Annotated in this window: 13 protein-coding genes; 4 read left to right on the top strand and 9 right to left on the bottom strand. The window is 44.6% G+C overall.

What is annotated here, in order from left to right:
* Window positions 1-125: 125 nt before the first annotated feature.
* Complete coding sequence (locus ACYVE4_RS00400) at window positions 126-530, top strand: DUF3997 domain-containing protein (RefSeq protein ID WP_460994792.1); 405 nt, start codon at window positions 126-128, stop codon at window positions 528-530.
* 65 nt (window positions 531-595) lie between these two features.
* Here the strand turns inward: ACYVE4_RS00400 and ACYVE4_RS00405 are convergent, their stop codons facing one another.
* Window positions 596-919: a hypothetical protein gene (locus tag ACYVE4_RS00405; RefSeq protein ID WP_460994793.1), complete on the bottom strand. Its 324-nt coding sequence runs from the start codon at window positions 917-919 to the stop codon at window positions 596-598.
* Window positions 920-1,071: 152 nt separating this feature from the next.
* On the opposite strand from ACYVE4_RS00405, the gene ACYVE4_RS00410 reads away from it, so the two are divergent.
* Window positions 1,072-1,521: an SMI1/KNR4 family protein gene (locus ACYVE4_RS00410; RefSeq protein WP_460994794.1), complete on the top strand. Its 450-nt coding sequence runs from the start codon at window positions 1,072-1,074 to the stop codon at window positions 1,519-1,521.
* Window positions 1,522-1,655: 134 nt separating this feature from the next.
* On the opposite strand, the gene ACYVE4_RS00415 is transcribed toward ACYVE4_RS00410, so the two are convergent.
* The 8 genes from ACYVE4_RS00415 to ACYVE4_RS00450 all read right to left on the bottom strand — a co-directional run bounded on the left by ACYVE4_RS00415 (window position 1,656) and on the right by ACYVE4_RS00450 (window position 10,302).
* Window positions 1,656-2,039, bottom strand: coding sequence for a hypothetical protein (locus tag ACYVE4_RS00415; RefSeq protein WP_460994795.1), 384 nt, complete (start codon window positions 2,037-2,039; stop codon window positions 1,656-1,658).
* Between the two features lie 350 nt (window positions 2,040-2,389).
* The gene (locus tag ACYVE4_RS00420; protein WP_460994796.1) at window positions 2,390-2,881 is read right to left on the bottom strand and encodes a hypothetical protein; all 492 of its coding nucleotides are present in this window, start codon (window positions 2,879-2,881) and stop codon (window positions 2,390-2,392) included.
* 297 nt (window positions 2,882-3,178) lie between these two features.
* Window positions 3,179-4,438, bottom strand: a complete 1,260-nt coding sequence (locus ACYVE4_RS00425; protein WP_460994797.1) for an FG-GAP repeat domain-containing protein — start codon at window positions 4,436-4,438, stop codon at window positions 3,179-3,181.
* A gap of 15 nt (window positions 4,439-4,453) precedes the next feature.
* Window positions 4,454-7,333 carry a PVC-type heme-binding CxxCH protein gene (locus ACYVE4_RS00430; protein ID WP_460994798.1) on the bottom strand — a complete coding sequence of 960 codons (2,880 nt, stop codon included), beginning with the start codon at window positions 7,331-7,333 and terminating at the stop codon, window positions 4,454-4,456.
* Window positions 7,334-7,362: 29 nt separating this feature from the next.
* Entirely contained in the window at window positions 7,363-8,040 is a 678-nt protein-coding gene (locus tag ACYVE4_RS00435; protein ID WP_460994799.1) for a 3-keto-disaccharide hydrolase, read from the bottom strand.
* A 179-nt stretch (window positions 8,041-8,219) separates the two neighbouring features.
* Complete coding sequence (locus tag ACYVE4_RS00440) at window positions 8,220-8,939, bottom strand: Bax inhibitor-1/YccA family protein (RefSeq protein WP_460994800.1); 720 nt, start codon at window positions 8,937-8,939, stop codon at window positions 8,220-8,222.
* A gap of 117 nt (window positions 8,940-9,056) precedes the next feature.
* Window positions 9,057-9,461 carry an ester cyclase gene (locus ACYVE4_RS00445; protein ID WP_460994801.1) on the bottom strand — a complete coding sequence of 135 codons (405 nt, stop codon included), beginning with the start codon at window positions 9,459-9,461 and terminating at the stop codon, window positions 9,057-9,059.
* A 67-nt stretch (window positions 9,462-9,528) separates the two neighbouring features.
* A complete protein-coding gene (locus ACYVE4_RS00450; protein WP_460994802.1) occupies window positions 9,529-10,302 on the bottom strand; it encodes a helix-turn-helix domain-containing protein in 774 nt (257 codons plus the stop codon).
* A 143-nt stretch (window positions 10,303-10,445) separates the two neighbouring features.
* On the opposite strand from ACYVE4_RS00450, the gene ACYVE4_RS00455 reads away from it, so the two are divergent.
* Both ACYVE4_RS00455 and ACYVE4_RS00460 read left to right on the top strand, forming a co-directional pair.
* Window positions 10,446-10,886, top strand: coding sequence for an EVE domain-containing protein (locus ACYVE4_RS00455; protein WP_460994803.1), 441 nt, complete (start codon window positions 10,446-10,448; stop codon window positions 10,884-10,886).
* Window positions 10,870-11,748 carry an alpha/beta fold hydrolase gene (locus ACYVE4_RS00460; RefSeq protein WP_460994804.1) on the top strand — a complete coding sequence of 293 codons (879 nt, stop codon included), beginning with the start codon at window positions 10,870-10,872 and terminating at the stop codon, window positions 11,746-11,748. Before ACYVE4_RS00455 ends, ACYVE4_RS00460 begins: the two co-directional genes overlap by 17 nt.
* Window positions 11,749-11,862: the final 114 nt, after the last annotated feature.

Raw genomic sequence — 11,862 nt, forward strand, 5'->3', positions numbered from 1 at the left:
TTTGGCTAATATAACATCGGACTTACCCAGGCTGGTGGCTCAAATCACAGAGGAATAACTGTTTTTTTGAGTATTTTTCAAACCTGTTCAAACGTACTATATAAGAGATTATACAACAGCTTTCAATGAGAAAATTGGTCTTTTGTTGCTTGGTTTTCTTTGCTGCTTCTTGCGGAGCAGGCGTGTCGGATTATTCGCAGACCGTAGAAGAAGGTTATGTATGGGTCAATGAAGGCGATGGAGCCAACGCGCTACTCTCCGATATCAAAGGGGTAAATTCGCTCTTTAGTCTAAGGAAATATTACAGCAACGGTAAATTCATCTGTGCTTGGCAAGCCGATAGTGCTCGGCTGTCTGATCCTGATTTTAGATTAATCGATTTGAAAAAGAATACCTATCACTCAACTGATCGATTCTACATCATCGATGTTAGTCAGAAGGAGTTATACGGTCCATACCAGAAAGATGAGTTCTTTACCAAAGCAAAATCATTAAATATTCATGTGTCTTGGGGACCAGTAACTCTTTAATTAAACTGCTCAAAATCAAGTAGTCAATTGCTCTTGGCTAACATAAACGCACTTATACAGCAGAATTAGGCATCATTTTCTATGTAATCCATGAAGCGTTCAGCAATGCTCAAGGTGGTAGGAAACTGAGGTAACTTTTTAGCTTCTTCAACAAGTTCAAGGAACATATCAAATGGGCAGAGATTTACATAGTTGACCCCATCTAATTGAAAGTTTATCCTGTCAGAAATTAAATCTGAATCGAACAGTTTAACTTCTGAGTCTAGTGACATCGAATCTTTCATACAGAGATCGATCGACTCAAAAATATCAGTGCCTAATTCCCTTTGAATCAAGGCCGCTGCATCGTTACTTTCTTTAATTTCGTCAACTAGATTAATCAGCTTCATTGTACTTTAGAGTTATACTGACATTCGCAGGGTGTGGTTGTTTCTAGCTTTTATCGACTAACATATTCGTAGTTATAAAACAGGTCTAGGAGAAGTACAATATAAACCTTGTGGCGACAGATAATTATAATTGTGTTTCTTTAAGAAAGCATATGGAGTTTAAGAAACAATACGGTAGTACCAGTCGCGACGATATCCACAATCTTGAAGAGAAGATAAACTCTAAACTACCTGCTGACTATGAATCGTTTTTGCTTACATACAATGGGGGTATACCCATGAAAAACAGGTTCTTAATTAACAGTTCGCAAGGATTTGACTCCATCAGTGTTTTCTTCGGTCTGTCTTTCGAAAAGAGTCATCTTAATATCGACTATCTACTAGATTACTACGCTGAGCGGTTTCCTTTAGGTATCATCCCTGTTGGAGAAGATCCAGGTGGAAACTATATCTGCCTAGATGCGAACCAAGGAGAAAGCTACGGCAAAGTTTATTTTTATGATCATGAGATAGATAACGAGGATGCACAAGGAAATCCAACTCGTGATAATTTATTTTTAGTCGCAGATAGCTTCACTGAATATTTAAAAAGTCTTCATTAAATTGTTTATGAATTGTACTTCTCCTAGACCTGTTTTATAACTACGAATTATGTAAAGAGATTTAACTAAGTTCAATCATCTAATAGCTCTTAGCATAATCTAATTTATGCGTAGAAAGATATTTGTGCCACTGCTCAATTATTTTGGTTAATAATGTTCCGAAATTTATCCTTTAAATCAATTAGAAATCTTTCATTATTGCTATAGATTATACCTAAAGAGTAACTAACGTAACTAGTAAAGAGGTAAACACCTTTATAATTATCTTCTATTTCTTTCCAAATTTCAAGCCCTAAGTATTCAAATGAAAGCTCCTCGTATGCTGATTTAAAGCTTGATTTTGGAGGATATTCTTGGTTTAGCGTTTCATTAAACTTTCTAGCATAAGCATTAATCTTTTGTTTCAAAGAATTATTAAAAGGCAAACTCTCAACACTTGCATTATAGTATAACTCTCCGTCTTCACTTAACCATATAGGGCAGCAATCATATTCTGGGCTAATTTTCATATACTTCATGATAGGTACGTCTGTGAAGTTTCTAAGACTAAGAGGTTTACAATTTCATTCTTGTTGTATAAGTGGCATTATGTTAGTCTAAACTCTTTTCATAACAGGTGGGGTCTGCCTGCCAGCCATTCCAAAATACATATAATCGTCCGCAAACTGGACACTTTAAAACAACTTTCATTTTTGAATAGAGCTGTTCTGAGTCGATTGAGCCTGCGAATGAATCATACTCTATATCCGATATCATGTTCCATTGATCAGGAGTAGGGATCTCTCCAATAGGTATGATATGGCTGCATTTACATGAAAATTTCGGCATTAGAGAGCTGTTGTATAATCTCTTTTATGTTAGCTAGAGTCTAATTATCAGCAGTTACTATGAAGTTTATTTCTCGTTGGAACTCCTCCTCAGTATGCGCCCTCCATTCTTTGTAAAGGACAATTACGTTGCCCTCTGACAGATCCATTTCAAATCGGATAGGCGCTCTGTAAAATTCATTTAAAGGCACGTCCACTGATTCAACCGGCTTGTAAATAATAATCTCCGGGACATAGTGTATGTCTATCAAGCTTATCAATTCAGTAAGATCTTTTGGGGCCTTTTTTAACACCCTTCTATTGCTGATAAGGTCCAGATGTAAATAGACTCCGACTCCTGTGGTTTCGTAGTTCCTAATTGATTTCGCTACTAAATTTACGATTTGACAAACCGTTTGAAAGATCCCCTTCTGGTCAGCAGCAGGGTAGATAGTAAATTGATCGATGTGAGCGTCCCTTACCAAACCATCTGAACGGATATCCTCTATAGACTTGACAAGCCACCCTATGATTCCGGTCGATTCTGGTGTCAAGGCTTGTAAAACTGTTTTATAATCTGCTTTGTGTAAAGCTAGCCACTTTATGCATTCATTCGTAAGTGTTCGGTTTGTCCGCTTGTTACAATATAAACGGACGTATATAGTGTAACAAGAAGATAAGGTGGGATGAAATTTGTTCTAAAACAGAGGTAAGATGGCTTTAGAACTGTCAGTGACCTAGGGTTTCAAGACAAATGGATCTTCTTTCTGACTTTGGGGGCGTATTGGTGCCAACACGACCCAAGGAGACATTTAAGCACTCTTGCCAAATTCGGGATGGCTCCTGTTTACTTACTTGATCTTATTCTCGAATAGGAACACGCCGTTTTTATTGGCTATGACGATGTCGATTTTCTTATCGCCGTTCATGTCCTGTGCAACGATGTTAAGGCCGGAGCCGGAATCGTTGTCGATGATGTGCTCTTTGTAGTAAGGCTCCTTGCCGGGCGTAAACTCGAACCACATAAGAATACCTGGATCAGCGTCGCCGGGATCGCGGCCGTGGTGGGCCAGAAACCGCTTGCCAGTAATATAATCCTTGCGACCGTCGCCATTCAGATCCGCCATGATGGAGGAGTGCGTTTGAGCGGTGGTGTTGCTCATCAGGTGCGTTTTGAAATTGATTTTTCCCTGCTCATCCACAATCTGTTCATGCCACCAGATGCCCAGCGCGTGGGCTGACGCACTGACGACGTCGTTTTTGCCATCGCCATTTACGTCTATTATCTGCATGTGCGAACAGGGCTCGCCCAGATTGGCCGGGTGAAATACCCAATTGCCACTTTTTTTGTCGGCGGTTCCTTTGAACCAGCCTTCCCGAACGACTACATCATTCAGACCATCTTTGTCGATGTCGCCATAGCCAATACCGTGAGAGAAAATTTCGGTTCCAGGCACATTCTCCTGACTGAGCGGAAATCGTTTCCACTCCGTTTCTCCCGGTTTGGAAGGTGCTTTTAACCAGACAATCTGCTTCTTCGCTTTGTCTCCACACAGAATATCGAGCCGACCGTCGCCATCAATATCGATAAACCCCGGCGACTCATTGGCAATTCCCATCGAATCGGCAAGAATGTGTTTTTTCCAAACTCCAGATGCATTGTTTTTCGGATTCTCGAACCAGAAACCAGGTAAACCGGGAAAATCGACAATCACGACATCCTGCCAACCATCCTGATTAACATCCATTCCCATGTCCAGAAACGAATTGCTGTATTCCTTACGTGGGTCGAAGGTGCGGGAGGGAGCCATTTCGTGACGAGTCCAGTTGGGGGCTTCGAACCAGTAATAACCAGCAACAACGTCCAGCTTCCCATCTTTATTAAGATCGGCAACGGCGACACCTTCCGAGATGAAATCGCCCGTGATTTTAGTCTTTTTAAATTCTCCCGACGGAACAACCGGTTTAGCAGGTGCTTTAGTATCCGTAGCCTGCTGTTTACGCACCTCAAACAAGGATTTATCCTGTTGACTATACCCATTTGTTAGCCAGCAGGAGAGGAGTAAACCCGTCAGTATATAGCGACTCTTTCTATTTTTTCCTGTGTTCATAGCTAATATTCCCTTTTATTCTCCCAACACTTTCGCAATCAGTGTCTGGATCTCGTGATTTTCGTGAGAGTGCTCCAGCTTACCCACGCGGTCATTAAATTCTTTCAGCAACTTTTTAGCGTCGTCGGTTCCGATGGCACCGATTCGTTGAATCGTATAAGGCAATTGCTTCGGCATTTTCGACTTCTGCGCCATGGCCAGCGCCCGTTTCATATCGATAGCAGCCAACGGTTCGGAAGCATACCATAGCATAAGCGGTTGGTTGTGATCGTCTTTGTCCTCCGAACGTTGAACGAGCGCATCTAAAACGTCCCAGCGTTGGGTTGGATCGATGCGAGTCATGGCCGAAGCCAGGTACATCCGTACCAGGGCTGAATTATCTTTTTGGGCTAACTCAACCAATCGTTTCAGGGTTTCTGGTGTAACGGTTTTGTCTTCGGCCAATAACTGAATCGCCCAGCTTCGGACGTATTCACTTTCGTTGCTCAGCAAATCGGTCAATTCTTTTTCCGTAATTCCCTTCGTTACATGGAGTGCCCAAAGTGCGCGCAGTTTGCGGGTTTCATCCGGGTTTTTTGCCAGTATTTCTTTTAGCGCTTTGTGTACTTTCTTGTTTGGGCCACGCTCCTGTAAAAGCGTTCGGGCCTGCCGCACGTACCAGTCGTTGCCGTTGAGCTGATAATTCACCAGGTCCATATCCGACGCTTTGGAAAGGTCAGCCTGTACCCATTTATCATTCTCGTGGGTAATTTTAAAAATCCGGCCCATCGTTTTGTCGTGAACGTCTGGATTTGAGCTATGACACTGGTTTTTGTCGTACCAGTCGATGGCCCAAACTGAACCGCTCGGATCATATTTCATATTCAACCACTGCGACCACGAGTCGTTCATCGCCATAAAATCCGGGCGGTGCGAGACAATGTATCCTGAGCCCGCCCGAGCAGGGTGGTCATTGTTCAGCTTGGCGCCGTTGATATTGTTCATGAAAATATCATTGCGGTACTGAGCTGGCCAGCTATTACCGAGGTAAATCATTGCTCCGGAATGTGCATGACCACCACCTGCCGAACCCGATCGAAAATTACCTGCATGCGGCCCTCGTTCCCCCAGCCAGTGTACGTGATCCGCATGGGTCTTGATGTCGTCGTACGTATATGGATTGAAATGTTTACCGCCCTGACGCTGGTAGCGCCCGCCCTGAATCATGTGATACATGTGTGGAATCACGCAGGCGGTAATGAACGCGTGGCCGTAATCGTTGAAATCGAGTCCCCAGGGGTTACTGGTTCCTTCGGCAAATAGCTCAAACTGATGCGTGGTTGGATGATACCGCCAGACACCAGCATTCAATTTCGTCCGTTCTGAATCGGGCGCGCCCGGTTTCCCTACGTTTGAATGCGTAAATACGCCGTGCGTGCCATAGAGCCAACCGTCAGGCCCCCATCGTAAGCTATTGAGCGTTTCGTGCGTATCCTGCGTGCCCCAGCCATCGAGCAGTTTTTGCGGTGGACCCGTTGGCTTATCCGTTTTGAAATCGGCAGGAATGAATAGTAAGTAAGGAGCAGCCCCAACCCAAACACCACCCATACCCACTTCCATACCACTGACCAGATTGAGTCCTTCCGTAAATAACTTCTTGCTGTCTAACGTACCGTCGCCATTGGTATCTTCAAAAATGAAAATCTTGTCGCGTCCCTGACCTTCAGGCGCGGGAACTGGATACGTATGCGATTCAACGACCCAAAGTCGACCTTTCCAGTCGATAGTGAAGCAGATGGGTTTGACGATGTCTGGCTCGGCAGCCGCGAGCGTAATTTTAAATCCTTTCGGGGGCGTCATGGCCTGAGCGGCTTTGATACCTGACAGACCAGCATTAAGGACAGGATCGAGTGGAGGGAGAATGATGATGTCCTTCTGTTTCAGCTCGTTGGGGAATATGGGGCGAGTTGTATAAAACTGAAAATCATCAAAATTGATGTGCGCCCACTTGTCGTTCGGAATGTATGGAATCTGCGAAATGCCCGTTTCGTTATCAATAATTCGAATGAAAATGTCCTGATTCAGATAGGGTTGTAACTCTACAATAACCGGCTGAAGCGTAGCACGGCCCTGGCCAGTACTATGAAAAATGACTTTATTGGTACTAGCCTGTACAAGTTCGACACGCGTATCCTGCAAGGCACCACCCGATACCATGAACGACGCATAGGGTTGGGTAACTTTAAAAGGAACTGAGGTAAGCGTACCGATCTGTTTGTAGTTTGTCGTGCCGCCACTGCTCAGAAAATGCTTTCCGGTGAAGCCAATATGCATGTCTTTCTCATGAACCGGCGATGGATCATCCTGCGCAAAAATCGGAGACGTGAACGCATCTCCCGTGGCTGTCCAATCTTTCAAGGTTCCTGTTTCGAAGTTCAGGTTGAGCGGTTGACCATCTTTCATTGGAACTTGCCCGGCAACGGTCGCATCCGAAATAGCCCCTTCGATCACCTCAAAATTTCCAACCATACCAGCCGCTTTGTGACCGGGAACCGTGCAGTAATACGTATCGCTTTTATCGGCAGTAAACGTAATGCTCGCCTTTGATCCTTTTTCCTGAAGCGTTTTACTTTTCATTCCTAGTTTTTCCAGCGCAATGTCGTGCGTCATCACTTCGCCATTGGTAATGGTAATCCGAACACGATCGCCCTTATTGGCTTTCAGTGTAGGGTTTCGGGCACCATCTTTCGCAAAAAAACCGAGCATGGTTGCTTCCAGTGCGTAGTCACGATCCACTTTTTCCTGATCAGGAGCTGGTTGGGCTGGCTTGGTTTTGGGAGCTTGTGCCTGACAATCTACGTGCGAGAGCAGGCTGGCAAGGAAAATCGAAAGAACGATTAAACGAGCGTTAAGCATGGGAATAGGATGTCAGTTGGTTAACGTAATTATAATTCAGTGATGGTCAGATCGCGGAACTCGACCTGGGCCACTCCGCCACTGTGAATCTGAACGGCAATAACTCCTTTCTGGGGAATTTTACTGTCCTGCTCTATATAGTCGGCAGTTTTAACCCCATTGATGTACAATTCGTGGTGTTTGCCTTTGCAACGGATGATGTAGCTATTCCAGCCATCTTCTTTTAAAATGTGTTTTAGAACGCTCAAATCGCCACCGACTAGTTTTTCCCGACGGTGTTCGTCGTAAATATCACCCCAATACCCGTTGCCAATATCAGCCTGATAGCCAACGATTTTGCCACCTTCCAGCAGAGAACGGTATTGAATGCCACTATTAATCATGCCGGTTTTCGAATCGCCGGACAATCGAAAAAGACACCGAAATTCAAAATCCCCGTATTCCTTTATGGTATGCAGATACGTGTTTTCGGGTATCTTTTTTACGCCGTCGCCACTTCGGAGAACACTGTCTTTGACGAACCAGAGGGATGTGTGTTTGGGATCAACAGTTTTCCAGCCAGTCAAGGTTTTACCGTCGAATAAAGACACTGATTTAACCGTCGATTGGGCATAGAGTGATAGCCCAAACCCTACCCCAAACAAGGTGGCAAGAACGAGTTTAGATAGGTTTGGTAGGTGAAAAAAATAAGACCAGTTCGAGCGCATCGTTCAGAGTTTAGGTAAAACCCAATATATAATATATAAAGTCCTACCTATTGCTCCTATTACTCATTTCAGATATAGGTAAATAAAGAAACACGGCTTTTCAGAAACGGACGGATAATGTCGATTTATGAAAAGCCGTGTAGAAACAAGAGCGTTGACCGCCTACGAGATGTTAACTCCTATCGTCGGCGACCGAATAAACGCAGCAGGTAAAGAAACATATTGATGAAATCCAGATAAAGTCGTAAAGCACCCATAATAGCTTCTTTGCGATCTTCGTCCGTACCCGCATTGCCGATTATGTTCATTTCTTTGATCTTCTGGGTATCATAAGCCGTCAATCCAACAAAAATCAGAACGCCGGCATAGGTAGCGACCCAATAAAGCGTCTCGTTTTGCCAGAATATGTTTACGATTGAAGCAATGATCAATCCGACTACTGCCATCATCAGAAAACCACCTAGTGAAGTCAGGTCGCGTTTGGTGAAATAGCCATAAGCGCTCATTGCCCCGAAGGTTCCCGCTGTAACGAAAAACGTCGACGCGATTGAACCGCCCGTATAGAGGATAAAAATCGATGCCAGCGTGAGGCCATTCATAACCGCATAGCCCAGAAACATGGCCGTGGCCGTTTGCGCAGATACTCGCTGGACCGTTGCCGAGAGCGACATGACGAGTAGGATTTCGCCAAGTAATAGTGCGTAGAAAACGATACGATTGCCAAAAATTATTTCCAGTACGGCTGGTGTACTGGCCACCCAAACCGAAACGGAGGCAGTAATGAGCAGGGCGACGGTCATCCAGCCGTAGACTTGTGTCATGAAAGCAGCCTGTTCGCGTTTGACTTCATCGGCTGTTAGAAACGGATGTTGTTGTTCAGGGTAGGATTGAGATTCCATTGGAGTTTGTTAAGAGTTCACACCCGCAAGAAAACTAAATGCCTGATTAGATGCAACTAAGCTTGTGAACGAACGTGATTTCGAAATCAAACATGTTCCGAAATCACGTCAACTAATTTAGGAAATAGCACCAATTTGTTGTAGAACGCCCAGCCGATCACTTTGCAGCCAGGAATGGGTAATCTTACCGTTTCGGAATTGGTAAATAACATTGGCATCGTTCTGAATGACTTTGCCACTGGCAGGAAATCCTCTAAACATCCCAGTCTGAGTGCCTTTCCAAGTCCATCGTGCTGCCACCTTGTCGCCCTCCGCAAATACATCGTGAACGGTCCATACAAGATCGGAGAATGCCAGTTGAAGCTGCCTTATGGCGTCGGCGAAGGCAGAGGGGCCGTTCCCTATGCCGACGCCCGTATAATTTTCGTCGAAAATCTCGTCCAGCAGGTCGAGGTTCTCTAAATAGACGATCTGTTCGTACAGTCGTCGTACAGTTGCTTTGTTGTGTTCCGTAGTGTCCATTTATTGGCTTGTTTATAGGCCAAAAGTAGACGGGTTTGCACGCACAGAATTGTAAAAAATCAGTGATTTACCAGTACAGTGACGACTTGAAGAAATCGTGCGGAGCCTGGCCGGTGAATGAGCGGAAATCTTTGATAAAATGGGCCTGATCGAAGTAACCCGATTCGTAGGCGAGTTCCGTCAGTCGCTGTTCGGACGTCTGCGTACTGAGTAGATGTCGAAATCGGACCAAGGCGGCAAATTGTTTTGGAGTTGTGCCAATTATTCGTCGAAACCGTTTTTCAAAGGCATCCTGGCTGATATGCAGAGAATCGGCCAGGGATTTCATACCTGTGTGTCCATGAGCCGTTTTGATCTGACGAATAGCCTGAGTGATCAGCGGTTCGGTAGTGGGTTTAATCAATCTGGATAGTAGAAATTGTTCGACAAGATTAACCCGTTGGTAATTTGTCTGACTTTCAGCTAGTTGCTCTTCAATGGTGAGTGCGATTCGGTGCGGAATCAGATCGTCTAACGCCATACTTTGCCCAAACAATTCGTGAAGCGGTTCTGAAAAAAAAGCCGCTGCCCCGCCTTCCTGAAAGAGAATAAGTAAGGTAGCTGTGTTCGGCGCATAGACCAATATGCGCCCTGATTTTCGGAGCCCTGAAACGGCCGAGGAAGGCATACTCTGAAACTGATTTTCAGAAACGCTGGTCACCGTTCCTTTGTAGCGAAAGGCCATTACAATCGACGTATCCGGCACCACACGATTCCTCAGTTCTGTATCGCTTTCAATAATCAGGAACGCTTTAATGAACGGTTTTAGATAGTCCGTTGGTGTATACCGTTGCATAATCATAACAGGCCTGTGTTGAAAGCGATTTTATGTTCACTGCTGATAATCAAACTTTTCACTGGATTGGAAAAGTTCAGTGATGCTTCATAACAAGGTTGGCGGAGAAACGGTTAACCCTAACCAGGGAATGTAAATGGCTGAAAGTGATGAGTGAACCACCAAAATACTGGGTAGTTGTCGCTTCGAAAGATCATGTGATGCGGGGTGTTTCCGGCGGATTTATGCAGGTGAATCACGGAAAGGAAGCCCCTTTGAAACGTCTGAAACCCCACGATTGGGTTGTCTTTTATTCGCCTAAAAAGGTGTTGGAAGAAGATGAAAAACTTCAGGCATTTACGGCAATTGGTCAGGTCAGCGACGATAACATTTATCAGCAAGCCATGACCGAAACTTTCACCCCCTTTCGGCGAAACGTAACGTTTTACGATGCAAAAGATATACCCATTCAGCCACTGATTCCCAAGCTTGATTTTATTCAGAACAAGAAATCCTGGGGGTATACATTCCGTTTTGGCTTTTTTGAAATCGACAAAAAGGATTTTGATTTGATCCATAACCTGATGCTCAGCCATGACAAGTCCAGCTAATTCGAACACAACCGTTCAGTCCGATTTTCAGCATCAACAAATCTCTGTTGAAGATATTTCGTTACATGTTGTTACGACTGGTTCGGCCGATAAACCGGCTGTCCTGTTTCTGCACGGTTTTCCCGAAAACTGGCAGGCATTCGAGACAGTAATGGCTGGACTAAGCTCTGATTTCTATGCCGTTTCCATCGATTTGCCCGGTATTGGACAGTCTGAGAAAATTGCTGACAATGACAAAAAAACTATTGCCCGTTATGTAAACGGACTTATCAAGTCTATGGGACTACACGATGTAACGCTTGTGGGGCATGATGCAGGTGGGATGATCACCTATGCGTATCTTCACGCATATGCTGACTCGTTGGCTAAAGCGGTAATCATGAATGTAGTAGTGCCAGCCGTAGATCCCTGGGAGCAGGTAAAACAAAACCCAAGAATCTGGCATTTCGCGTTCAACGCCATTCCCGATTTGCCCGAAACACTGGTAATTGATCGACAACGTCCATTCTTCGATTACTTCTTCGATACCATTTCCGCCCAGCCGGAAAAAATTAGTGAACAGGCACGCACTATTTACGCCCAAGCTTATGCCAGTTACGATGCACTCCACACGGCTTTCGAATGGTATCGAACGTTTCCAAAGGATGAAAAAGATAATGAGCAGACCAAAGGAAAGCCAGTTCAGACGCCTGTACTTTATCTGAGAGGAGAAAAAGAATACGGTGATCTGGATGAATACCTGAACAGTTTCAAAGAAAGCGGCCTGGTTACTATTCAGGGGCAACTCATTTCCGGCAGTGGTCATTATGCACCGGAAGAATCGCCGGACGAAGTGATTAAGGCACTAAAAGCGTTTTTGTAATAGACTGAATCTACTTCACATAATAGCCGCTGTTGACAAATTTGGCTTCCAATTCATGCGGCTATTCCTCCTGTTGACTACAGGTTATTTCCATTTCAGACATTCCCTACTTTT

Source organism: Spirosoma harenae, from assembly GCF_054776975.1.